General features: G+C 57.9%; 16 protein-coding genes and 2 pseudogenes. 6 read left to right on the forward strand and 12 right to left on the reverse strand.

From position 1 onward, the window contains the following. Positions 1 to 8 precede the first annotated feature (8 nt). From PSPTO_RS19030 to PSPTO_RS19045, 4 genes and pseudogenes are all read right to left on the reverse strand, one after another. Entirely contained in the window at positions 9 to 1,937 is a 1,929-nt protein-coding gene (locus PSPTO_RS19030; protein WP_044390209.1) for a methyl-accepting chemotaxis protein, read from the reverse strand. Positions 1,938 to 2,188: 251 nt separating this feature from the next. Further along, positions 2,189 to 2,674 (reverse strand): DUF2269 domain-containing protein, encoded by a 486-nt coding sequence (locus PSPTO_RS19035; RefSeq protein ID WP_007245243.1) that lies wholly within the window; start codon positions 2,672 to 2,674, stop codon positions 2,189 to 2,191. A gap of 2 nt (positions 2,675 to 2,676) precedes the next feature. Beyond that, positions 2,677 to 3,804, reverse strand: coding sequence for a saccharopine dehydrogenase family protein (locus tag PSPTO_RS19040; protein ID WP_011104670.1), 1,128 nt, complete (start codon positions 3,802 to 3,804; stop codon positions 2,677 to 2,679). Between the two features lie 388 nt (positions 3,805 to 4,192). Continuing rightward, positions 4,193 to 4,708 (reverse strand): annotated as a pseudogene (locus PSPTO_RS19045) (metallophosphoesterase); the annotation flags it as partial. A gap of 169 nt (positions 4,709 to 4,877) precedes the next feature. On the opposite strand from PSPTO_RS19045, the gene PSPTO_RS19050 reads away from it, so the two are divergent. Continuing rightward, positions 4,878 to 6,518, forward strand: a complete 1,641-nt coding sequence (locus PSPTO_RS19050; protein ID WP_011104672.1) for a methyl-accepting chemotaxis protein — start codon at positions 4,878 to 4,880, stop codon at positions 6,516 to 6,518. A gap of 13 nt (positions 6,519 to 6,531) precedes the next feature. On the opposite strand, the gene PSPTO_RS19055 is transcribed toward PSPTO_RS19050, so the two are convergent. The 7 genes from PSPTO_RS19055 to PSPTO_RS19085 all read right to left on the reverse strand — a co-directional run bounded on the left by PSPTO_RS19055 (position 6,532) and on the right by PSPTO_RS19085 (position 14,042). Continuing rightward, on the reverse strand, positions 6,532 to 7,731 hold the full coding sequence (locus PSPTO_RS19055) for an MFS transporter (protein ID WP_011104673.1): 1,200 nt from the start codon (positions 7,729 to 7,731) through the stop codon (positions 6,532 to 6,534). A gap of 264 nt (positions 7,732 to 7,995) precedes the next feature. After that, positions 7,996 to 9,288 carry a PQQ-dependent sugar dehydrogenase gene (locus PSPTO_RS19060; RefSeq protein WP_011104674.1) on the reverse strand — a complete coding sequence of 431 codons (1,293 nt, stop codon included), beginning with the start codon at positions 9,286 to 9,288 and terminating at the stop codon, positions 7,996 to 7,998. Next, positions 9,285 to 9,713, reverse strand: a complete 429-nt coding sequence (locus tag PSPTO_RS19065; RefSeq protein ID WP_005765365.1) for a DUF2231 domain-containing protein — start codon at positions 9,711 to 9,713, stop codon at positions 9,285 to 9,287. Before PSPTO_RS19065 ends, PSPTO_RS19060 begins: the two co-directional genes overlap by 4 nt. A 146-nt stretch (positions 9,714 to 9,859) precedes the next feature. Continuing rightward, on the reverse strand, positions 9,860 to 10,003 hold the full coding sequence (locus tag PSPTO_RS19070; RefSeq protein ID WP_003376191.1) for a DUF2256 domain-containing protein: 144 nt from the start codon (positions 10,001 to 10,003) through the stop codon (positions 9,860 to 9,862). After that, positions 10,000 to 11,538: a cryptochrome/photolyase family protein gene (locus tag PSPTO_RS19075; protein ID WP_011104675.1), complete on the reverse strand. Its 1,539-nt coding sequence runs from the start codon at positions 11,536 to 11,538 to the stop codon at positions 10,000 to 10,002. Before PSPTO_RS19075 ends, PSPTO_RS19070 begins: the two co-directional genes overlap by 4 nt. A gap of 105 nt (positions 11,539 to 11,643) precedes the next feature. Continuing rightward, complete coding sequence (locus tag PSPTO_RS19080; RefSeq protein WP_005770800.1) at positions 11,644 to 12,504, reverse strand: HNH endonuclease; 861 nt, start codon at positions 12,502 to 12,504, stop codon at positions 11,644 to 11,646. After that, the gene (locus PSPTO_RS19085) at positions 12,501 to 14,042 is read right to left on the reverse strand and encodes an AAA family ATPase (protein ID WP_011104676.1); all 1,542 of its coding nucleotides are present in this window, start codon (positions 14,040 to 14,042) and stop codon (positions 12,501 to 12,503) included. The genes PSPTO_RS19080 and PSPTO_RS19085 overlap by 4 nt, the downstream gene beginning before the upstream one ends. A 462-nt stretch (positions 14,043 to 14,504) precedes the next feature. Here PSPTO_RS19085 and PSPTO_RS19090 point away from each other — a divergent pair, with 462 nt between their 5' ends. From PSPTO_RS19090 to PSPTO_RS19100, 3 genes and pseudogenes are all read left to right on the forward strand, one after another. Beyond that, complete coding sequence (locus PSPTO_RS19090) at positions 14,505 to 16,673, forward strand: TonB-dependent siderophore receptor (protein ID WP_011104677.1); 2,169 nt, start codon at positions 14,505 to 14,507, stop codon at positions 16,671 to 16,673. A 469-nt stretch (positions 16,674 to 17,142) separates the two neighbouring features. Beyond that, positions 17,143 to 17,391, forward strand: coding sequence for a hypothetical protein (locus PSPTO_RS19095; protein WP_046463305.1), 249 nt, complete (start codon positions 17,143 to 17,145; stop codon positions 17,389 to 17,391). Between the two features lie 60 nt (positions 17,392 to 17,451). Next, a pseudogene (locus PSPTO_RS19100) lies at positions 17,452 to 20,141 on the forward strand (glycoside hydrolase family 3 C-terminal domain-containing protein). A 58-nt stretch (positions 20,142 to 20,199) separates the two neighbouring features. Here PSPTO_RS19100 and PSPTO_RS19105 read toward each other — a convergent pair. Beyond that, on the reverse strand, positions 20,200 to 20,856 hold the full coding sequence (locus PSPTO_RS19105) for a TetR/AcrR family transcriptional regulator (protein ID WP_005770794.1): 657 nt from the start codon (positions 20,854 to 20,856) through the stop codon (positions 20,200 to 20,202). Between the two features lie 488 nt (positions 20,857 to 21,344). On the opposite strand from PSPTO_RS19105, the gene PSPTO_RS19110 reads away from it, so the two are divergent. Continuing rightward, positions 21,345 to 23,828, forward strand: coding sequence for a PAS domain-containing protein (locus PSPTO_RS19110; protein ID WP_011104680.1), 2,484 nt, complete (start codon positions 21,345 to 21,347; stop codon positions 23,826 to 23,828). A 161-nt stretch (positions 23,829 to 23,989) separates the two neighbouring features. Next, positions 23,990 to 24,598: a TetR/AcrR family transcriptional regulator gene (locus tag PSPTO_RS19115; protein WP_003376205.1), complete on the forward strand. Its 609-nt coding sequence runs from the start codon at positions 23,990 to 23,992 to the stop codon at positions 24,596 to 24,598. The last annotated feature ends 268 nt before the right edge of the window (positions 24,599 to 24,866 follow it).

A 24,866-nucleotide genomic window follows, 5' to 3' on the forward strand; every position in this document is an offset into this window, starting at 1 on the left:
CCAGACGTTTAAATCTTGAAACGCGCAACCATGCTTTGCAGATCACTGCCCAGGCGGGCCAGCTCTACCGTCGAGGCGGCGCTCTGCTCGGTAGCCGATGCAGACTGGTCAGCAATGTCGCGCACGCTGAGCACGCTGCGGTTGATTTCGTCGGTCACGGCGCTCTGTTGCTCGGCCGCGGCGGAAATCTGCTGGCTCATCTGTTCAATCGTGCCGATGGACTGATTGATATCCACCAGCGCCTGTTCGGCCTGGCGGGCCAGTACCACGGTGCCTTCGGTGCGTTGCAGGCTGGCGTCCATCAGGCCCGAAGCGGCACCGGTGCCTTGTTGCAAGGTCAGGATCAGTGCTTCGATTTCAGTGGTCGAGTTCTGGGTGCGCTGGGCCAGCGAGCGGACTTCGTCGGCCACTACGGCAAAACCGCGACCTTGCTCACCGGCGCGTGCGGCCTCGATGGCGGCGTTGAGCGCCAGCAGGTTTGTCTGCTCGGCGACTGCCTTGATCACGTCGATCACGCTGCCGATCTTGCTGCTGTCTTCGGTCAGGCGCTGCATGGCTTCGCCCAGTTGCTTCACTTCACCGGCCAACTGGCCGATTTCCCGCGTGGCGTGCTGCACCACACTGCTGCCGTGCGCCGCACGTTCGCTGGCCTGTTTGGCCGCCCGCGAAGCGTCTTCGGTGTTGCGCGCCACCTCCTGGACGGTAGAGGCCATTTCGTTCATGGCCGTGGCGACCTGGTCGACTTCGTTTTTCTGCAGTGTGACGCCAGCGCTGGTCTGTTCGCTGACAGCCGACAACTGCTCGGCGGCTGTGGCGATCTGCGTGACACCGTTGCCGATGCCGCCGATCAGGCCGCGCAGGGAAACGGTCATGTGCTGCATGGTGTTCTGCAACAGGCCCAGCTCGTCCTGACGGGTCGTGCTGGAGTCCTGAGTCAGGTCACCGTCGGCGATCCGGCGCGCGGCGATGACTGTATCGTTCAACGGAATGGTGATCTGGCGAGTGATCAGCAACGCAGCAAAGATACCAATCAGTAGCACCACCAGCGCAACACTTAACAACTGCACCACAGCGGTGTTCTGTTCCTTTTTGGCGCTGACAATCTGCTGGGCCGCCAGGTCATCGGCGACGGCCGCTGTTGCGATGGATTGCTGTTGCAGGTTGCCGCGAACCTGATCGGCTTGCTGGAGCATTTCCGAGATCGAAGACATCAGCATCTTATACTGCTTCAAGGCATTGAGCGCGGTATCTACGGCGATGTTGGCTTCGACGGGCAACTGGCTGCGAGCCGCTGCCACCTGGGCAATCAGCGCATCGGCCGAGGTGTAGGTCGCCTGACGGTTATCGGCGGACGGCACACTCAGGTAGCGGCGAAACACCAGACGAAAGTTGGTCATGCCGTTACGCAGGTCACCCGCGATCTTCACCTGCTTGATGCCGGTTTCGTCCGGTGCACGCAACGTATCGTCGATGGTCTTTTGCAGCAGGTTCTCGAAGGTCGCGCTGACCTCGTCGGACACCTTGATGATCGGCTTGAGTGCGTCATCGATCTTCTGGTTGATACCGACCAGTTGATCGAACGTCTGCTTGAGGCCGGTCACCCGCTCCTTGATGTCGCGCAGTCTGGCCAGGTTGCTCGATACGACGAACACCTCAAGCCCCTGATCGACACTGCGGCCCAGGGTGTCCAGCGCGCCGCTGTAGGTTTGCACGCCGGCAGCGCTCGGCCCCGTGGCATATGCCTGAGCGGCGATGCGGGCGTTCAGGACGTCAGCCTTGATCTCGGAGACCTTGCCACTCTTGCCCAGACGCTCGATCAGCAGGTTGGTGCTGGAGTAACCGATAGCGGTGACGGTCAGCACGCCCAGCAAAATAGCGGCGAAGCCCAGCCCGAGCTTCTTGCTGACGTTCAAGTTATCCAACCATTTTGCGCTCATTACGTGTGTGCCTTTGATTTTCCGGAATGTCCGTAAATCGGCGCTGATTCGGTTAACTTGATAGTTAGCGTGATAAAAATTAGCTTGCAATACAATAGCCAAAACCTTGAAGCCAAGGCTTTTCAGGGCTTTGAGCCTTCATTAAGATTTATTTAGCTTTGCTCAGCGGCTCTGTTTCCGATGACTCGCGACCTGAGGCACAGAGGCTTCTGCATCAGAATGGACAGAAAAACCGCAAGACAGCGATGACATCACGGCTGCAAAAATGGCATCGGCGTCATCTTGGTCACCATCATCAGCACAATGAGGAACATGCCTGAAAAACCGATGACACCCAGCCAGAACCAGAGACGATAGACAGACTGAAACTGATCGTCGATAAGCGTGCCCGTTGCCACCGCATGATCGGCCAGCCGTTCAAGACGCTTTTGCAGTATCAACACCGGCAACCACAGCGCGCCCACGCAGGCAAAAATAATCAATGAGCTGATGATCCAGTCAGTCAGAAGCGCCATGCCCGACAGTCTGACCATCGCGTAACCGGTGATGACCTGAACAAAACCGGCCGGCGTGGTGATCCAGGTGTCGAAACGCACCACCATTCTGGCGACGTGGGCAATCACCACCGGATTGCCACTGCGGCTGGCGGCAATCAGATAGAGGTAAGAGCCCATGCCAAAGCCGAACAGAAAGATCGCAGCGATGACATGCAGGTACTTCAGGTACAGGTAGAGCACCTTCAGGCCTCCCCGCTTTGGAAATGCACGTCCAGACGAATGTTCGACGGCTGGTTGATCGCTGCCAGGTACTCATCCACGGTGATCTCGCCAACGCAGGCCCGCGCCCCCGGAAGGGGACGATAGCCCGCCGCCATTTTTGCGCTCAGGGCAACCGCGGCGCAGCTGGGAATTTCCGGGCCCTTGTCGTTCAGCGCGGTCAGTTGTGCGCGCATCCGCAACGGTCGGCCATCAGGATCCACGCCATCGACATCAATGTACATCGCGCTTTTGCGGTCACCCAGGTGCTCGAAGCGCGTGCCCCAGCGATGCAGACGAACGGCCCACGGCGCAGGATCGCGCACCAGCCCGCAGCGTACGGCCAATGCCAGCAACCAGGTAGCGACAACCCCCGCCTTGAGCCCGGAACCGGCCTTGAAACCGAGGTTCTGCGCCGCGTAGCGCTCGGCGAAGACGTCGATATCCGGTGCATCGACGTTGGCCAGCAGGCGAACGCCCATGCCGGGCATTCGACGCAAGGTCAGGTCCATCCAGCCCGGCACTTCGTGCACCTGGCCGTCCTTGAGCTGGCGAATGGGCCGCCCTGCGTAGGCCAGCACGCCGAGCACGGTGGACACACCCGGCATTTTCGCCGCAGACGAGATGCCGTGCTCTATCGAATCGATGCGCAAAAAACGCTGACGATGCTGGTCGATGATGGCTGCCGAAAGCGTCGGCACCGAACTGCATCCGCTCAGCAGGCTGACACCGGCATCACGGGCGGCGGCATCAAGGGTGGCAATGCCGGAGACGAAAGTGCGGCAGTCCGACAGGTCGCAATAATTGACCCCTGCGTCGATGCAATGCCGCGCCACTGCATAGGACTGCCCCTGAAAAGGCCCGGCCGTGTGAATCACCAGATCGATGCGCAACGCGCGAAGCTCGTCGCTTTTGCCGTCCTGCATGATGTCCACACACCAGCTCTGGCAAGGCTTGCCGCCCAAGGCCTGTAGCTCGGCGAGCTTGCCTGTCAGCTTGCGACTGTCGCGGCCTGAAATAACCAGTTCGATGCCCGGCATCGTCGCCAGATGGTTGCAGATCAGGCTGCCGAAGTTACCGTAGCCGCCGATGACCAATACACGAAATGCCATTTATCGTCCCTGATGTACTGAGAGAGTGATGGATCTGATACTCGAATAATGGCGCGCATTATTGATCATTGGACGCACGCCGGGTAAAAAACCCTGTGGCTTTTCTGATCGTTCAAAGGGCAATGCTAGTCAATTGAAAAGACGCAACGTCCGCTTAAAAAACAGCATCCACTTACGACTTCTTGCAAATCAGGGTTCAATATCCCAAGCCTGAGCCAGACGAATCCTACTTGGTGACCATCAGCTACCGACGACTGACGCCAACCGACGCCATTGCCTACCGCTTACTGATGCTGGAAGCCTACACACTTCACCCGGACGCCTTCACTTCAGACGTGAAAGAGCGTGAAGCGTTGCCCTTCGCATGATTCCGCATGTACGTGCCCTTGGCGGAGCGAACCACCAGGTCCAGGCCTTTGATCATTCCGCCGTGGGTGTGCCCGGACAGTTGCAAACCCACGCCTGCAGCAGCGGAGTCAGGCGCACCGGACGGGCGGTGTTTGAGAAGTATGACGGGGGTGTTCAGCGGCGCACCGACGAGCGCTCGGGACAGATTCGGGCCTTCATGACCAAACGCTGGAGCAGCCTCATTCGTTACACCTGCTACCACGATCTGATCGGCCCCCTTCTGCAGAATAACGTGCTCATTGACCAGCACCCGCATGCCCAGGCGCTGGAACTCGGGGATCCACTGGTCGGCGTCGAAGTAATACTCGTGGTTTCCAGGTATCGCGATGACACGCAAAGGAGCAGTCAGTCTGCTCAACGGAGCCACGTCATTTTTCCGGGCTTCGACGGTGCCATCGACAAGGTCTCCTTAGATGAGAATTGCATCGGCGTTGAGCGTATTAGTGCGCGACACAACGCCTTCGACCCACTCTTTCTGAAACAGGCGACTGATATGCCATCCCCCACTGTAAGCAGCGCAAAATCCTGCAATAACGTCTGCCTATTCAGGCACTTGTAAATATCTATTTGGTGGCTGCCCGACTCAAGCATACTGTGCGGCTATTCGCCAGTAGTTTGACGTCATGTCACTGGCAACCCCCGTACCTCCCTTGCGAGCACCCTTGATGAAAAAACCGGTTTCTCTGGCAACCCGTATCGGTCTGGGATTTGCCGCCGTGGTATCACTGTTGATATTGATCACCGCCGTCGGCATCCAGCGGGTGGGCTTCATTGATTCGACTCTTGAGGATGTGGGAGCCAATGCGGCAAAGGTTCAGCGTTACGCGATCAACTTTCGCGGCAGAGTGCACAATCGGGCGATCGCTCTGCGCGATGCGGTACTGGTCAACAACGATCAGGACCTTGCGCTGCACCTGGGAGAAATGACCCGTCTGGAAAAAGACTACGTCGACTCGGCCATGCCGATGGATCAGCTGTATTCCCGGCCCAACGTGACCAGCGAAGAACGCCAGTTGCTGCGCAGCATCAAAGACATCGAACAGCAGACCCTTGCGTCCACTCAGCGTGTGATTGCGCTGCGTCGGGCGGGTGACATTGCCGGTGCTCAGGCGCTGTTGCTGCGTCAGGTCTCAGGGGATTACAGCGAGTGGCTGAGACGGGTAAACGCCCTCATTGACCACGAAGAGGCTTCAATCAGGTCGCAACTCGATGACGTGCAGGCAACCGCCAGCCAGTTCCGTGGCTTGATGCTTCTGGCCACTGCGTTCGCCGTTCTGCTGAGCATCGTGCTGTCAATGGTCATCATCCGTTTTGTCAAAAGAACCCTGGGGGCCGAGCCTGCCGACGTCGCGCAGGCCATTCAGCGACTTGCCGATGGCGATTTGCAGCAGAACATTTCCACCGAGCATCCCGACAGCGTGATGGGCGTGCTGAAAACGGCGCTGGGTCGCCTCTCGGAGACGATCACTCAAGTGCGAATGGCCGCTCAGGAGGTCAGCAAGTCATCGACGATTCTGTTGGCGGCCTCTTCCAGCAATAACGCTCAGGTAATGGTGCAGACCCGCGAAGCCGAACAGGTTGCAACCGCCATCAGTCAGATGGCCGCCACGGTCAATGAAGTGTCCGGCTACGCGGCACAGGCAGCGGATGCAGCGCGCCTGGCCGACACCGAGGTGGAAACCGGCAACAGTCTGGTGGAAGGTACGACCGCTGCCATTGAGCAACTGGCGGCCACGCTGGTCGAGACAACGAACACTGTGGAACAGGCGTCCAGGCACGGCGAGCAGATCGAGACGGTCATAGAGGTGATCAACTCGATCGCGTCGCAGACCAACCTGCTGGCCCTCAACGCCGCCATCGAAGCCGCGCGCGCGGGTGAACACGGTCGCGGTTTTGCCGTGGTGGCCGATGAAGTGCGCTCTCTGGCGACCCGCACCCAGCAGTCGACGCAGGAAATTCAGGCGATGATCAACACGCTGCAAGGCGGCACCGGAACCGCCGCGCAGAACATGCGTGACAGCTGCGAGCTGGTCAACAAGGCTGTGGCGCAGACCCGCAATGCGCAGAACGCGCTGTCGAAAATCAGCAAGGAAGTCGGCGCGATCAATCACATGAACGCGCAGATCGCCAGCGCTTCAATCCAGCAAAGCTCGGTGGCCGAAGAGGTCGCGATGAATATCAACAGTATTCATGACTCGACGCTCAAATCAGCCAGCGGTTCTCAGCAGGTAGCAACGGCCAGCGAAGACCTGGCGTTGCTTGCAGACCGTCTGACGCAAAAAGTGGCGTTCTTCAAAGCGGGCTGACGGTGGGCCTGTCTCACTCTGTGCAGGTGACCTGTCTTGACCTGCGCAGCGAGAACCCTACCGTTAACATGGACAGCGCGGCACACACCGCGCCAGTCACAATGGCAGCGGTAAAGCCTGCACCTTCAGACACCAGTCCGCCGATGAACGCCCCGCCGCCAATCGACAGATTCACCACACACACCAGCAGCGCCTGAACCCCCTCCACACGTCCGTTCGAGGCGTCGAAACACCATATTTGCGTGGTGATCGGAATCATCCCGAAGGCAAATCCCCAGACCAGAATGACCGGCCAGAGCAGCCACGGGTTGCTGACAAATACCAGCAGCGCACTCAGCGACCCGAGCATCAGCAGGGTCATGATCAGCACCGAGGACGGCGCGTTTCGGGCAGCCAGTGCCCCGCCAGCCAGGTTGCCGGCGACGGCTGCGAGGCCAAAGGCAAACAGCAACAATCCCAGTGTCTGGCCTCTGATGTCTGCGGCGTCCTGCACGAAGGGGGCAAGGTAGGTGTAGGCCGCAAAATGCCCGACGTAGATCAATAGCGCGGCGGCGAACATGCGGCGGATCTTTTGCTCGCCGGCCAGCGACAGCATCTGGCTGATACCGGCAGAGCGCTCGCCCGGCAACGCAGGCAGCAACGCCGCGATCAACAGGCCCACGGCAACGGTAACGACCGCTGCCGTTTCAAACGCAGCTCGCCAGCCGAAAGCTTCGCCGATCAGTGTGCCAGCGGGAATACCCGCGACCGTGCCAATCGAGACCCCCGCGAGAATGTACGCGGTTGCCTTCGCGCCCTCCTTGCCGGGCCTCAAACGCGGCCCGAGCGAACCGGCAATGGTCCAGAAGCCTCCCAACGCGAAGCCGAGCAATACCCTGCCGGTAAGGGTCAGCCAGAACTGACTCGACAATGCCACGATCAGGTTGGACGCCAGCAGTATCGACAGCAACCCCAGCAACAGGCGCTTGCGGTCGACATGGCTAAACAGGGCGATACAGGAAGGCGCGGAAATGGCCGCAAGGATGCCGGGAACAGCCATCATCAGGCCGGCGTGGCTGACACGGGTTCCGAGGTCTGCGGCAATGTCGGGTAACAGCCCTACAGGCAGGAATTCAGTGGTGACGGTGGCGAACGATCCGAGCGATACGCTGCCGACGGCCCACCATGAAGCGGGTTTTGTTTCGACGTTTCCAGCGGTTTCAAAGCGACTCACAGCGGTTCCAGAATTCAGGTTTTTCGGCAACTGGCCGGTTTGACCAGTGCATGGATGCGAACAACCCTACCGTGCAAGCGTGTGCTGAATCCACCTTGTCTGGCGTATGGAATGCAGCTCGGGGCGCTTTGCGTCGCAAAAAGAGGACGCAGAGCCGTGGGAGCGGACTTGTCCGCGAAAGGGCGCTCCGCGTCCGCAAAAGAGGACGCAGAGCGTCCGGAACGGCATGCGACGCAGAGCGTCGCACGATAGGCGTAGGCCCGGCTATTTGTTACGCGTCACCCTCCAGACGGTGTTTGCCAGGTCGTCGGCGATGATGAGCGCGCCTTTCGGATCAACCGTGACGCCCACTGGCCGACCGCGAGTCTTGCCATCGGCACCACGGAAGCCCGTGGCAAAGTCCACTGGCTCACCGGCCGGGCGTCCATTGGCGAACGGTACGAAAATCACCTTGTAACCGACCGGGTTGTCGCGGTTCCAGCTGCCGTGCTCACCGACAAAGACGCCGTCGGCAAACTTGTCACCCATGGCCGGCATGGAGAACGACACGCCCAGCGCGGCAACGTGCGAGCCCAGGCTGTAATCAGGCTTGATCGCGGCTGCGACTTTGGCCGGATTTTGCGGCTGGGCACGTGAATCCACGTTCTGGCCCCAATAGCTGTAAGGCCAGCCGTAAAAGGCGCCCTCTTTCACCGACGTCAGGTAATCCGGGACCAGGTCAGGACCCAGTTCGTCACGCTCGTTGACCACTGTCCACAACTGCCCGGTACCCGGCTGAATGGCCAATGCGGTCGGGTTACGCAAGCCGGTCGCATACGGCTTGTGCGCACCCGTCACAGCATCGATCTGCCAGACCATGGCACGATCGATCTCGACCTCCATACCGCGCTCGGTCACGTTACTGTTCGAGCCGATGCCGACGTACAGAAAACGCCCGTCCGGGCTGACGGTCAGCGCCTTGGTCCAGTGGTGGTTGATCGCCGACGGCAGGTCCGTCACCTTGGCCGGCTCGCCGCTGGCCTTGGTCTGGCCGTCCTGATAATCGAAGCTGACCAGCGCATCCTGATTGGCTACGTACAACTTGCCATTTGCAAACGCCAGACCATAAGGCGCATTGAGGTTCTCGGCAAAAACTGTCTTCAGTTCGTATTTGCCGTCGCCATCCGCATCACGCAGCAGCGTCAGGCGGTTGCCGCCTTTGACCTTGGTGTTGCCCTGCGCCTTGATGACGCTGGCGATGACATCCTTCGGCTTGAGCTTGGCTGCACTACCGCCGCGACCTTCTGCAATGAGAATATCGCCATTGGGCAGAACGATCGATTGACGAGGAATGCTCAGGTCGGTCGCAATCGCAGTCACGCTGAACCCGTCAGGCACAGTCGGTTTTTGATCGCCCCATGCGACAGGCTCGGCAATCTTCATGCTCGGCAACAGGCCACGTTGCGGCTCGGGCAGTTTCGGGGCCGGGCCCCGCGCCTGAGTGCTGTCCGCTTCGCCACCACACGCGCTCAACAACAGCGCCATACTCAATGCAGTCAATGCGTGGGCCTGTCTCATTGTGCACCTCCCGAACGCAGGCTGGTCAGCCCTGTCCATGTTGCGACACACGCCAATACGGTGACCACCACCGACAGCACCAGACCCGAAGGCATAACCGCCCAGGCATCTTTTGCATGCTCGAATGCGTTGACCAGGCCCAGCACCCAAGTGACCAGCAACAGCAGGAAGTACGCTACAGGACGGCCCGCCTTGTGATCGGCACGGATCAGGTTTACCAGCGCAAACAGCAGCGCCAGCCCGCAGAACAGCAAGCCTGCGGCAATCAGCCAGGCGGCAAAATTGCTCCATTGGATCTGGAAAGTCTGGTAGTAGGCGATATCACTCAGCAATGCACCGAGAAACAGCGGGACGGTGCCTGCGAGCAGGGTCGCGTGCAGCGGCCCTGGTGTGCAGCGGTAGACGGGATGGGTGGTGACGGTCATAACGGCTCCTTATCGTTCGGCGCCCCTGGATCGGTGCTCAGTGCACATGCACTGGCCTGTCGGGGTCGCGCTGACTGCGCATAGAAGAGGATCATGCTAGCGAAGCGATAGTTCAGCGCGTTTCATTTCGAAATATGTTGAAAACCTTATCCGCCCGTTGACGACTTGTTGCGACGACAGCGCTCCGAGCAGTAACGAACCTCATCCCAGCAACGCGCCCACTTCTTGCGCCAGGTGAACGGCAACCCGCAAACCACGCACGTTTTGACCGGCAGCTCGCTCTTTTTCAAAGCGCCTCTCCTGCGTCGAGCCTGGCCAGCAAGTGCTCGCCGCGCTCCCACAGCGCCTGTTGCTTGGCCTCGGCCATGCGATCAAGGTTCTTGTAGATCATGCCCATGCGCTGGTTACGACGTAACTGGTCGCTGTGACGCATCAGGAAATGCCAGTAGAGCGCGTTGAACGGACAGGCATCGTCGGTCGTGCTTTCAGTTACCTTATAGGCGCAGCCACGGCAGTAATCAGACATGCGCTTGATGTACTGACCACTGGCACAATAAGGCTTGGAGCCCAGATAGCCGCCATCGGCGTGCATGACCATGCCCAGCGTGTTGGGCAGTTCGACCCAGTCGAACGCGTCCATGTAGATTGCCAGGTACCACTCGCAGATCTGCTCCGGCACGATACCGGCGAGCAAGGCAAAGTTGCCGGTCACCATCAGGCGCTGAATATGATGGGCATAGGCATGTTTCAGGCTCTGGCCGATCGCCTGGCTCATGCAGTTCATCTTCGTTTCACCGGTCCAGTAAAACTCCGGGAGCGGCCGGCTGTTGCCAAACAGGTTGCCGCTGGCGTAGTCAGGCATCTTCAACCAGTAGACGCCACGCACGTATTCGCGCCAGCCAATCAATTGGCGGATAAACCCTTCGGCGGCATTCAGCGCCACCCTGCCCGACCAATACGCGGACTCGACATCGCTGCAAATCTGGCGCAAGTCCAGCAGCCCGATGTTCAGCGCCGCGCTGATGCGCGCATGAAACAGAAAAGGCTCATCGGTGGCCATCGCGTCTTGATAATCGCCGAAACCCGCCAGACCAAAATCCAGAAAATACTCCCACAACGCCTGAGCATCCGCCTGCGTGACGGGGTAGTCGAAGGTATCCAGCGAGCCATAGTGGCTGGCGAAACGCTCCGCCACCAGCGTCAGCACGTCGCGAGTGATCGCATCTGCCGAAAAGCGCATCGGGTACGGCGCGGCCACGCCCTTGGGCAGCGCCTTGCGGTTCTCGGCATCGAAGTTCCAGGCACCGCCGACCGGCGTACCGTCACCGTTCAATAGCAACCTGCTTTTGCGCCGCATCTCCCGGTAGAAAAACTCCATGCGCAACTGCTTTTTACCGTGCGCCCTTGCCGCGAACTCATCACGGGAACAAAGAAAGCGCGTATCGGCATACCACTGAATCGGCAGCCCACCGTCCTTGATCGACTGCTCCAACCGCCAGTCGCCGCACTCGGTGATGTGCAATTGCTCAGCGTTCAACAAGGCCTGCCAGCGACGCAATTCGCCCGGCACCGAGCCTGTGTTTTGCGCATCATCGAGCGTCACGTACTGCACCCGAACCCCACGCTCGCGCAACGCCTCGGCAAAATGACGCATGGCGCTGAAGATCAACGCGATTTTCTGTGGATGATGCGGCACATGACTCGCCTCCTCCATCACCTCGACCAGCAGGACCGTTGCGTGCTCGGGGTTCAGGTTCTGCAGGGAGGCCAGCTCGAAGGAGAGCTGATCGCCTAGAACGAGATGGAGTTGGTGGGATTGGGTCATGGTGGCGTCCGCGCCAATAAAGTTGTACCAATGTAAATTTTTGTACAAGTTTTTCCTAGCGATTTTTTTACGCGCCTGGTTCCTGGCCGAAGACCCCGCCGCAGATCAGATATAGCTTTTGTAACCGCCTGATTGAAACCATTGACTTTCTGAAAGGGCCTCATACATCGGGGCCTTCCAATGGTTGGCTCTATTCTTCCTTTCGGAAGAAGCAAATCTTTTAAGGTGATCCTTTCTATCCTTACACGTCTCCAGGTCGTCAAGCACTTCAATCATTCCTGAAAGTTCTGCAGCGGCCTCTATACCAAAGCGGCGCGCGAGGTCCAAATTCTTGAAGTGATTTTTCGCGCGTAACTTCAGCGGGTCAGGCCATTCTCCAGGGGGGTCTGCAAAATATCGAATAGTGGGAGGCGTCGTCTCGACCAGCTCTGCAAAAACCCAAGGCTCCTTTTCGAACCTCACACATTCAAAATAAAGATGAGACTGCTGATTGGCTTCAGTCACCGCGCAGGCGCCCTTGACCTTATTACAATCAGTGCATGCCGGCACCAGATTAATGGGCAATATAGAGTAAGCCGGGTACCTGGCTTTGGATAAAAAATGATCAAGCGTCGTGGCCTGACCAAATCCACAGAGTGGGCATTTTGCAAGGGGCGCAGAGATGATTAACTTATCGTAATACGTGCGCGCCGCCTTCCCTTTATTCAACAGTTGATTCGAGTACAGCGACATAAACTCTTTTTTGGTCAGTGTCGCCACCACCTCTTGGTCCGGCTTGGCATGCGCACTCAACGGCAGACAGTACAACTCGCTCGTGCTGGCTTTTTCCGTATAACCGAGAAAAAGCTCGATAATCGAATCACGCGCAGCTTTAAACCTTTCTGCTAAATCAGGGTTATCAAGACCGCTGACACACGTATCGAACACGTCGGTTGCGTCAAAAGCGGGGACTGTGAGCTTTTTCAAGACTCCCTCCTGCTGGCGACCATCTTTCGCAAGATTGCCTGTGCCTCAAACCCGAGCTGCTCTTGATAGTCGGCTAAAATACTTTCAAATGTCCCTCCACGATTGACAGCCTCTTGTAACACCTCGTGGTAACCCGATTTATTGACTTCCAAGCCAAATATTTCGCGGGTAAGAACACCCGCATTCTCACCGAACGTTTCCCTCTCAGGTCGATCAGCTCTGCCTTCAGCTCGCAGTCGGGTGAGCTTCCACACACAAGAACCCGGCGCCTCTTGAACAACCACGGGGGAGTGAGTTGCGATAATTGCAACACCGTTCCGGTCTTGTAGCAGGTCAGAAATAGCTCGGGTGAACGCGGACAGTAAAGGGGGGTGCAAATGACTTTCAGGCTCATCCATTAGCACAAGCGTTTTTTCCTCGACGGCCTCTACAAGCTTTGTCAATGTCAACAATACAATGGAGTGCCCTGAACTCATCCTGCTAAAAATACGATGCGCTTTAACAATAGCCTCGTCCGTGGGAAGCTCATTTAAATGAGCCAGGTCCATGTCTTCGAAATTGCTGTCAGATTCGAGACGCTTGATCGCAGCCACCCATCTTTGCCGCTTGCTTTCCTGACTAAAGCAAGACTCCAGACTTGTTATAAAGTCTTCCGTCAATGCCTCAGTCGTCTTCGGGGGGCGCTTACCAGGGCCTTCCCCCGGGGATTGCATGCCCACGTAAAAATAAGCGACACCTTTACTTCTATCGGGTTGATCGGCAGGAAACAAGAATGGATCAAACGCGCTAAAAGACACAGAAACAACACTGCTAAAATAATCCGTCGGCATGGGTTCACTGCCCAGCGAATCATAGATCAAAAATTTTCCGCAATGGGGTCTGCCCGTGGTATCGCTGAGAATGGTTTCGACCATGTCATTTAATATTGTTGTCTTGCCTACACCGTTCCGCCCGATGAGTACATGAACATTCGTCGAGGGCAAGGAATGGGGCGTTACTTTAAACGACACGTCCACGCCCGCGCGCTGCTCATCCCCATTTGTCTGGTAACTAAAATGAAAACTTGTCAGCTCTGGCTTCCCGGCCAGCACACGCTTGAACTGGTCACGGATGACAGACCAGCTGACATTTCGCATCAGCGACTCGCGAAACACCTGCTCATTCTTAACGTCCTCCAATCGCAGGGGGTCGGCGATAACATCTTTGAGCGCCTGCAAGACAGCCAACGCTGCGTCGGCCGACAAACCACCCTGAAGTTTTCTATAAAAATCGACATCCTGACCCAGCGAAAAAAAATCATCACTCAGGCTTATATTTTTTGTTGAAAACTTCTCGGACGTCCATCCGTGCTGCTGGTCCTTATATCCAATCTTGGTGGTGCCAAGCTCAGTTTTTTTAGCGTCCGGACCGAAGTGCATGACTGTGAAACTGGTTTTGAATGAGTAGTCGTCCCAGCCACTTCCAACCAACAGCAAGGTATCTGTTAAGTCAGACGGTATTAAAGACGATTTCTTTAGCATCTGCATTGAAAGTTTCAAATCTATTCCTTGAACTATTGGCTCCCTGATAACGGACTGTAGCGCCAGTCGATGCCCACCGCAACCCTGCCGATGACACTGTACGCGTCTACGGCGCCACTGACGTTAACCTGCCTCCGTCGCAACGGGTAGTTGATGAAATACCGTTATTTAAAATGCAAAACCGCTGCGACTGCATCAGACATTGGTTCAGTGAACGCGTCTACCGAGTCGTCACGTTGAAGCCCGGCTTTAATGCAGTCTCATTAAATGCAGCCACTTTTCGTACAGGGCCTGAGACCGGCCTCGGTTTCCTGCCTGAGCGATCCAGGCGCTCGCCGACGCAGCGCCCAAATGTGAAAATTTCGTCATCTATTTGGCCGAAGCGTCTTTTTCTGGCAGAAACAACCTGCCACAATAATGAGAACAGTTATCAACATCATTATCATCCAGCCACGGACGGCTTGAGGGAGTGTCAGGTTCATGCCGGGGCAACAATCGCAACACCGTATTCGTTTCACTCCTGCCCTGCTGACAATGGGCATCTGGATAGCAACCACTCAGGCGGCTTATGCTGCCGATACGCAGGGCGCCGAAGCACCGCCCGCGACGACCATGGAACTGGGTGCTACCGAAATCAGCAGTGACCAACTCGGCGCCACCACCGAGGGCAGTGGTTCCTACACCACGGGTGCCATGCAGACGGCTACCAAATTGCCGCTGACCATGCGTGAAACGCCGCAGGCGGTGACCGTCGTCACCCGGCAACGCATGGACGATCAGGCCATGACCAGCATCAACGACGTGGTCAGGTATACGCCCGGTCTGTTCCTCGATCAGTCCAGCGGGCCCGGCCGTCAAACCTACACGTCCCGCGGTTTCGACATCGACAACATCATGTACGACGGCCTGCCCGCCTCCTACTCGGGCTATACGGCAGGCGTGCAGCCCAATCTGGCCATGTTCGACCATGTTGAAGTGATCAGAGGCGCTACCGGCCTGACGACAGGCTCTGGCAATCCATCGGCAGCTATCAATATGGTGCGCAAGCGCCCGACCGCCGATCCGCAGGTCTCCCTCACCGGCGCTGCCGGCAGTTGGGACGATTACCGTGGCGTATTCGACGCCTCCGGCCCACTGAACGACAGCCGCACGGTGCGTGGCCGGATAGTCGGCTCCTACCAGGATGCACACAGCTTCCGTGACCAGGAAAAAAGCGATCACGGCGTGTTCTATGGCGTAATCGAAGCCGACCTGACGGATGCGACCACGGCGACCTTTGGCCTGTCTCGTCAGGAGGATCAAACCAACTTTTTCTGGGGCAGCCTGCCGCTTGGCGCCGATGGCCACCACCTGAACCTGTCCCGCTCGACCTACCCCGGCACGGACTGGGAAAACAAGAAAATCCAGATCGACACCGTGTTCGGCGAACTTGAACATCGTTTCGACAACGACTGGAAACTGCGCGTTGCGGGCTCGAGTTCCACGCTGGACGGCGTGTTCTCGGGCACCTACCTCTCTCGCTACAACGGTCCGCTGGAGACCACGGCCTATCAGTCCAGGCCCGATGAAAAGCAGGCTGCATTCGATACCTACGCCAGCGGCCCGGTCCAAGCGTTTGGCCGCACTCATGAAGTGGTGGTCGGCACCAGCAGGCGCGTCTACGACAAGACCAGCAAGGAATACAGCCCCTACGACACCGGACTCCCTATCGGCGCGCCGAAGCCGGACTTTGTCCGCAACGGTAAAACTCACAACATCGCCACCCAGGACGCAATCTACCTCACCACGCGCCTGAGCCTGGCGGACCCGTTGACCCTGATTCTCGGTGGTCGTCTGGACTGGTACGACTACGACGACCGCTCAGGCGACGAGGACTTCAAGGTCACCCGCAACCTGACACGTTACGCGGGCCTGATCTACAAACTGGATGACCAGTACTCCCTGTACGCCAGCTACACCGATATCTTCAACCCGCAGAATTATCAGGACCTGTCCGGTAAAGTGCTCGACCCCGTGGTGGGCAAGAACTATGAGGTCGGTATCAAAGGCGAGTATTTCAACGGCGCTCTCAACGCCAGCCTTGCGGTGTTCCAGATCGATCAGGAAAACCTCAAGACCGAAGCGCCAACCCAGGCAGGCTGCGCGGTACTCACTTGCTACGATGCCGCAGGCCTGGTGCGCAGTCAGGGCATCGACATGGAGCTACAGGGTGCGCTGACCGAGAACTGGCAAGTCGGGGCGGGATACACCTACGCCCGCACCCACTACCTCAAGGATTTCGATCCGGCGAAAGAAAATCAGCGCTTCGACACCGACACGCCTGAGCATTTGTTCAAATTTTCGACGGTCTATCGCCTGCAAGGCGCACTGGAAAAAATGCGCGTTGGCGGCAACGTCTACTGGCAGAGCCGCCTGTACAACGACATTGCCCTTACCGACGCCAGCTACCGTCTGGAACAGGGCAGTTATGCCGTCGCAGACTTGATGGCCGGGTATCAGGTGAACAAGCATCTGGACCTGCAACTGAACGCCAACAACATCTTCGACCGTACCTACTACACCGCGATTGGCGCCAGCAGTGTCTGGGGCTCTACCGACGTCTACGGCAACCCGCGCAGCTATGCACTGACGGCGAAGTATAGTTTCTGACCGTGAAGCACGCCGCTACCGGACAACTCGGTAGCGGCGTGAACGGCGGTGCCAGGGCTTCTAGCAGTAGCCCGTCCGGCGAACTGCACATCCTCGCGCTGGCTGCAGGCATTCAAGCGCTGGCAGCAATCGCTGCTGGCCAGAGGCCAATCGGGCAATGAAAAGTTCGCAAAAAACCTCAAAACAGAGCGATCATTCTGCTTAAGAAAAAGACAAAATATTCCCTCAAATAAAGCAATAACGGCATTTTATTGCCATAGAATTTAAATTTAACAACATAAAAATCAATAAAATAACAAAATAAGAAATTTAAAATTTAGTTATTCAATCATTATAAAAATGACTTCGTGTATTTTTATCACTCAGTAATTTTTATTCGCCACACCCTTTTCAACGCTACCCGTCAGCCGCCCACAAGCGGCTGGCTTATATGCCCTCTGTTTCATACCTCTGTTTGGAGATTCTCCCGATGGCCAGACGCTTGCTGCCTCTAGTTGCCACTTTGCTGACCTGCCTGACCACTTTCGCGGTTTCAGCCGCCAACAAGGAAAACCCTCTGCCCGCTACGTCGAGCGAGCGCCGTGTGGAGGTTGATACACAGCGCGAGCAGATCACCGGGGCCGATCTTGCCGCGGGGAAAATACCCAGCGGAGCACAGACGATTGTGGACGCTCCGATCGACACCGCTGACGCCCCTGCCGGCAACGAAAAGCCCTGATCGGGTCGTTGACGCACCGAATTTCACCCAAGGTATTACGCAAGGAATAACTCCGTGTCCATGATCAAACAAGGCTTAGGCTTGAGCGTACTTGCGCTCAGTGTGGCCCAGGCGAGCACAGTGCTTGCTGTGACTCCGATGACCGGCAATGAAGTTGAGGCGCGCGTAGGCGCCATGCTCGACAACATGACTCAGTCAGAAAAGATCAACTTTTCGCGCGTCGACGACGGGCGAATGATCCCCAAGCTGGATAAATTCAATCTGCAGGGCACTGTCGCCTACGACTCGGCGATGGGCGTGCTGGTGGCGGCAAGACGTTCGGCGCGCAGTACCCTTCCCCGTCTGCGCTGGCGGCCACCTGGAGTATCAACCGGGCCAAGGAATTCGGCCTGGCCATTGGTTATGAAACCCGCATCGCGGGTGGCCAGCAAATGCTTTCACCGGCCATCAACCTTTACCGGACGCCGTTCAACGGGCGGTCAGCCGAGTACATGAGTGGTGAGGATCCGTTCCTCGGCGCGGTCCTGGCGCCGGCAGTCACCAACGGCATTCAGGTGCAAGGCGTGCAGGCCGCGGCCAAGCATTACCTGATGAACGAGCAGGAAGCGAATCGGCACTATCTGGATGTGAAAATCGACGAACGCGCGATGCAGGAGTTGTATCTGCCCGGCTTCGAATCGCTGGTCAAGAACGCCAATATTGCTTCGGTCATGTGCGGCTACAACAAGATCAACGGCGAGTACGCGTGTGAAAATCATCATCTCATTACTGACATCCTGAAAGGCCAATGGGGCTTCCAGGGCAATGTCATGAGCGATTTCAACTCGGTCCAGGACGCCTTCAAGGGCGCCTGGGCAGGCACTGATATCGACATGCCGAGCGGGCTCCAGTTTACCGAAGCCAAGCTGCTGCCTTACGTCTGGAACGGTCAGTTGCATCAGAACGTGATCGACGACAAGGTCCGCCGCAACCTGCGAGCTCTGGTCAGCTACGGCTTTGACAAGGGCATCAACAAGGCCCAGCCGCTTGAGCATCGCGAATACGGCCAACTGGCGGCGCTGAACGTCGCGCGCGAATCGATAGTGCTGCTGCGCAATGAGCCGGTAGATGGCCAGAAACCGCTGCTGCCGCTGGCCAGAAGCGCGAAGATCGCCGTCATTGGCGACATGGCCGTACAACCGCCCTCCGCGCCTTTCGGCACGGCCTACTCGGCACCGGCCAGTTATGTCACCGAAGTGAGCGGGCTCAAGCAACTGGCATCGAATGCATCGAATGTCGACTACCTGCCACAGATGAGCCTGAATCCGAAGTCTTCAGTGTGGTATCAGCCAGGCGACAACAAACAGGCCGTCAGCAACTCAGGCGTCAAAGCCGAGTATTACGCCAACACCACCTTATCGGGCGACCCGGTTGCCAACCGCATAGAGCCGGGTGTCAATCTGGACTGGACCACCAACACCAACGTGACCGATAACGGCTCCACTGCTGTCAGCGGCTACACGCCTGCGGCCGGTTCGTTTTCCGCCCGTTTCACCGGCAAGATCAAACCGACGATCACCGGCGCCCATGTGTTCAAGGTCCGTGCCGACGGTGCCTACAAGCTCTGGATCAATGACGAACTGGTGCTTGAGGACGAAGGTGCGCAAGTCTCGTTCGATTTGATTCCGGTCATTCCCCGCACCGTTAAAACGCCAACGCTCAAAGCCGGCACCGAGTACAACGTGCGTCTGGAATATCGTCGACTGAAGGGCAACTTCATCCCGGTGCTGGGCGGTTTGAACGGCGTGCAGATGAGCTGGGCGTCGTTGCGTCCACCGAAGAACCTGGCCGATTACGATGCTGTAGTGGTGGCCGCAGGCAGCAACTTCGAGTACGAAGGCGAGTCCCTCGATCACCCGTTTGAACTGCCACAGTTTCAGTCAGAACTGATCGGCTTCATTCAGAAAGCCAACCCGAAAACCATTGTGGTGATGCACGGCGGTGGCGGTATGGACATGCAGCCGTGGGCAGACAAGGTCGCCGCTTCGTTGCACGCCTGGTTCCCGGGCCAGCAAGGTGGCCAGGCGTTGGCCGAGATTCTGTACGGCAAGGTCAACCCATCGGGCAAGCTGCCTATCACGCTGGATAAAAAAGCGCAGGACAACCCGAGCTACGCCTCGTATTCCAACCCCGTGCCTTACTATTTCAGCAGCGCCAACCCGCCCACTGAAATGACCTACAGCGAAGGCCTGTATCTGGGCTACCGCGGTTACGACAAGAAGCACGCCAAACCGCTGTACCCGTTTGGTTTCGGGCTGTCCTACACCACTTACCAATACAGCGACCTGAAGCTGTCGAGCAACGTACTGGCCCCGGGCGCTACTCTTCAGGCCAGCTTCAAGGTCACCAACACGGGCGACAAGGCCGGCTTTGAAGTTGCTCAGCTTTATGTGCAGCCCTCCAAGCCCCAGGTTGATCGTCCGGAGAAGGAGCTGAAAGGCTTTTCCAAGGTTTATCTGAAGCCGGGCGAAAGCAAGACGGTGACGATTGCGCTGGATTCGCGTTCGTTCGCTTATTACTCGGCCGATTCGGTGAGCTGGAAGGTTGACCCTGGCAAGTTCAAGGTACTGGTGGGCAAGGACTCGGAAAATCTGCCCCTCGACCGCACCGTGGTTGCTCTTTATCCGGAACAGCTGACCACTCGCGATTCCAACCCCCTGCCGATACCCCTGCGCAAGGCAGTTCAGGTACAACCAGGGCAGGCTTACTAAACAGCAGTCATCCAGGCAGCAGTGACCGGTGGTCGAAAGGCCACCGGTTGCATCGCCGTCATGTAATGGTTGCCTGACGCCCCGTCAGATCCCGCGCCAGTCGCTCGATGAATCTGGCAAATGCCTGTTCGATCTGCACATCACCCGGCGACCGAAGCCACTGAATCTGCATGCCGTCCATCATCGCCGCTATCTCAAGGCTGATCTGCCTTACATCAACGTCTGATCGAACTTCACCGGCCTGAATCAACGCGTTCAGATGAGCCTGAAGATGACCGTGAACAATCCCGAAACGTTCGCTGAACCAACGATGTGCCGGGTGAGTGACCGACAGACTTTCCGTGTTGATAATCATCAACGCCTGACTGACCGCAGCGTCTTCGATGCTGAAACTCATGACCAATTTCAGAAAAGACATGAAGCCTTGCAGTGAACCGTCTTGATCAGCTTCCTGCAGGCGGGAGGCAACATACGTGTCGCGATGTTCAAGAACCGCCTGTAACAGCGCAAGTTTGTTCGGAAAGTGGTGCAACAAACCGACTTGAGAGATGCCTGCAACCTTGGCGATGTTCGTCAACGAGGCACCGGCATATCCATCCCGGGCAAAGATGATCATGGCGGCCTGAATGATCTCGACCTTGCGCAGATCGCCTTTGGGAATTCGACGGCGCTTGACCGCCGGTGGTGCACCGCAATTGCTGGAGTTCACAGACATGGGCAGAGTACTTTTCGCATCACGGTATTCGCTCCTGCTTGCCCGTTATCTGGATTGAAGCCACAGATCACCAGCAGACCAGGCGGCTAGGCCCGTGCTTCCTTAAATGGGAAATCGTAGCACGCAGACGAGAGATAACCGGAAAATACCTGTTTTCTGCACGCTAAAGAATCGTATGCGTATGCCGATCAATAGCGTGGCAAATAGTACAGCCCCCAACACCCGAAGACTCAAGCAGTCTGATTTGCCTCGTACTTTAAACGCGGACGTTGAAACCCGCTCACTCCCAATGACGCTTTCAACGCGACGATACAGTGGTGCTGACGCTGCGCTATATTGCGGTCGCCATAGAACGGCAAGCACCGATACGTTCTGATTTCATTGCATCACGCCGGTCGCGGACACCTTCCGGCCCAGGCAAGACATTACATGTGTGGGCGGGAGGCGCTCTGAAAGACCTGACACGAGAAGAACTGGAGGCGCAGATCGTGCGTCTGCGCGCAGCGCTTGAAGACGCTGGCATCGACGCCGGAGCAGACGGCGGCCGCGCCATCGAAGAAACCCGGGAGCGCTATCGACTGGCCGCGAAGGCGACCAACGACACCATCTGGGATTGGGACTTTGCGGCCAACCATGTGCTTTGGAACGACGCGCTGGAACAGGCTTACGGCCACCCGCTGGCGACGCTGGACACCTCCGGCGACTGGTGGATTGCGCAGATCCATCCTGATGACAGGGCGCGCGTCTACGACTCCATTCATGCAGTGATCGACGGCGACGGCACGGCATGGAGCGATGAGTACCGTTTTCACCGCCAGGATGGCTCGTACGCCGACGTTCTTGACCGTGGCCATGTGATCCGCGACAGCGAAGGCAATGCCGTACGCATGATCGGCGCGATGCTCGACATGTCGCAGATACGCAAGGCAGAGACCGCGCTGCGCCAAAGCGAAGAGCGCTCCAGAACCATGCTGGAAACCATTGAATCGGCGTTCGCTATCATTCAGGTCAAATTCGATGCCGACGACAGCCCGATAGACTATCGCTTTCTGGAGGCAAATCCGGCGTTCGAGCGTCAGGCAGGTGTCGATCTGCGTGGCAAATGGGTCACCGAGTTCGCGCCGGACCTTGAGCGTTTCTGGTTTGAAACCTATGGCCACGTTGCAAAAACCGGTGAGCCTGCCAGTTTCGAGAACTATGCCAAGGCGTTCGAGCGCTGGTTTGAAGTGAAGGCGGTGCGCGTTGGTGAGCCGGCTGATCGGCAAATCGCGGTCATGTTCAGCGACGTGACTGCCCGTCGGGATGCCGAAGAGCGTTTACGGACCAGCGAGGCCGTCGCCCGCGAAAACGCTGAGCGAGTGCAGCTGGCCCTGGCCGCTGGCGCGATCATCGGTACCTGGCACTGGGACCTGCCGTCTGATCGCTTTACGGTCGACGAAGCCTTCGCCAGGGCTTTTGGCCTTGCCCCTGCGCTGGGCCATGAGGGTTTGAGTCTGGAGCAGGTCATTGCCACCGTTCACCCCGAAGACCGGCCAGGCTTGATCGACGCGATCAACGCCGTCATCACCCGAGGGCATCTTTACGCCCATCAGTACCGTGTGCGTCGTACCGACGGCATCTACTACTGGATAGAGGCGAACGGCCGGGTTGACCGCGCCGACGATGGCACACCTTTGAGCTTTCCGGGCGTGCTTATCAACGTAGACGAACGACGCTCCACTGCCGCCGAGCGCGACCGGGCCACGGCCGCCTTGCGCACGCTCAACGAAACACTTGAACAGCGCGTGGCGGCGCGTACTGCCGAGCTTATGCAGGCTGAAGAAAAGCTGCGCCAATCGCAAAAAATGGAAGCCGTCGGACAACTGACTGGCGGTCTCGCCCATGACTTCAATAACCTACTGGCAGGCATTTCCGGTGCCCTTGAGCTGATGGGCACTCGCATCGAGCAAGGACGCTGGAGCGACGTAGACAAATACATCGTGACCGCACAGGGTGCTGCCAAACGTGCGGCGGCCCTGACACACCGGCTGCTCGCCTTCTCCCGGCGCCAGACGCTGGATCCGCAGCCGACCGATGTAAACCGACTGATCAAAGACATGGCCGATCTGATTCAACGCACGGTTGGCCCCAGCATCGTGGTCGATACGATCGGTGCCATAGGCCTCTGGCCCACGCTGGTGGACGCCAGCCAGCTGGAAAACGCGCTGCTCAATCTGTGTATCAATGCCCGCGATGCCATGCCGGATGGCGGGCGCATCATGGTCGAGGCGAGCAACATGTGGATGGAGGGCGATGTGGCCAAGGCCCACGATATGCCCGATGGGCAGTATTTGTCGTTGTGCGTGACCGATACCGGCACCGGCATGACGCCGGATGTCATCGCCAAGGCATTCGACCCCTTCTTCACCACCAAACCTATCGGTCAGGGTACAGGCCTTGGTCTGTCGATGATTTATGGATTTGCCAATCAGTCAGGCGGGCGGGTGCGCATTCAGTCCGAGGTCGGCAAAGGGACGGCGATCTCCCTCTATTTACCGCGTTACGACGGTGCCGCCGTCAGGGACGAACACGACACCGGCAAGACACCGGTCGAGTTCACCGAGTCCGGCGAGACGATCCTGATCGTCGACGACGAACCGACCGTGCGCATGCTGCTCACTGACGCACTCGGCGATCTCGGCTACACCCTCATCGAGGCATCCGACAGCCTGGCCGGCCTCAAATTACTGCGCTCCGATGTGCATATCGACCTGTTGATCACCGACGTGGGCCTGCCCGGCGGCATGAACGGGCGGCAAATGGCCGATGCCGGGCGAGAAGTTCGCCCGCACCTGAAGACGCTATTCATCACCGGCTACGCAGAAAACGCGGCCATTGGCGATGAGCAACTCGGGCCTGGCATGAAAGTGCTGACCAAGCCGTTTGCAATCGATGTGCTGGCTTCCAGGGTTCAGGAATTGATGAACGCGTGAACCGGGTGGAGTGTTCTGATCAGCCAGCGAGAGGCTGATGGGAACGCTCCACGACGGCTGGAAAGGCTCGCTCACACCTGCTGGCACCTTCAACATTGAGCGCTGCGCAAACCCGGTGCTAACATGCGCGACCGCCATGCAGGCAAGGGAATAACCGGGTCATGAGCAGTATTCGCGAGCGCAACAAAGAACTCATCCTGCGCGCTGCCAGCGAGGAATTCGCCGACAAAGGCTTCGCCGCCAGCAAGACCAGCGATATCGCCGCCAAGGCCGGTGTTCCCAAACCCAACGTCTATTACTACTTCAAATCCAAGGAAAACCTCTACCGCGAGGTGCTGGAAAGCATCATCGAGCCTATTCTGCGCGCGTCGACGCCCTTCAACCCGCAAGGTGTCCCGGCCGAAGTGCTCAGCCGCTACATCCGCTCGAAAATAGAGATTTCCCGCGACCTGCCCTTCGCGTCGAAGGTGTTCGCCAGTGAGATCATGCACGGCGCCCCGCACCTGACACCGGAGCAGATCGAACAGCTCAACGGCCAGGCGCGGCACAATATCGAGTGCATTCAGGCCTGGATCGACAAAGGGCTGATTGCCGCGCTGGACCCTCATCATCTGATGTTCACCATCTGGGCCGCGACCCAGACCTACGCCGATTTCGACTGGCAGATTGCGACCGTCACCGGCAAGGCGAAGCTGGACGATGCCGATTACGAGGCGGCCACGCAAACCATTCTCAGGCTGGTGCTCAAGGGCTGCGAGCCGGATCGCTGAACAAACCATTCTGAGCAGCGCACTTTCCTGCAGACGCAAAAAACCCGCCGAAGCGGGTGGTATTGCAACATGACCATTCCAACGTCCTGTCAGTAGCCTCCTGGCAATGGTCGATCGTCCCTGATCGCTGCGGCGTTCCTTCGCTGCAGCTGTTGAATTGGATCCTACATTGAGCGAATGTCGGTCGATAGAGCCAATCGCTTCTCTCGATGTAAGCCTTTCGCCATACCTGCTCACGCCGTCCCTAAGCTGTAAAAAAATGTGACGG

The organism is Pseudomonas syringae pv. tomato str. DC3000 (assembly GCF_000007805.1).
In the GTDB taxonomy this organism is placed as follows: Bacteria; Pseudomonadota; Gammaproteobacteria; order Pseudomonadales; family Pseudomonadaceae; genus Aquipseudomonas; species Aquipseudomonas avellanae.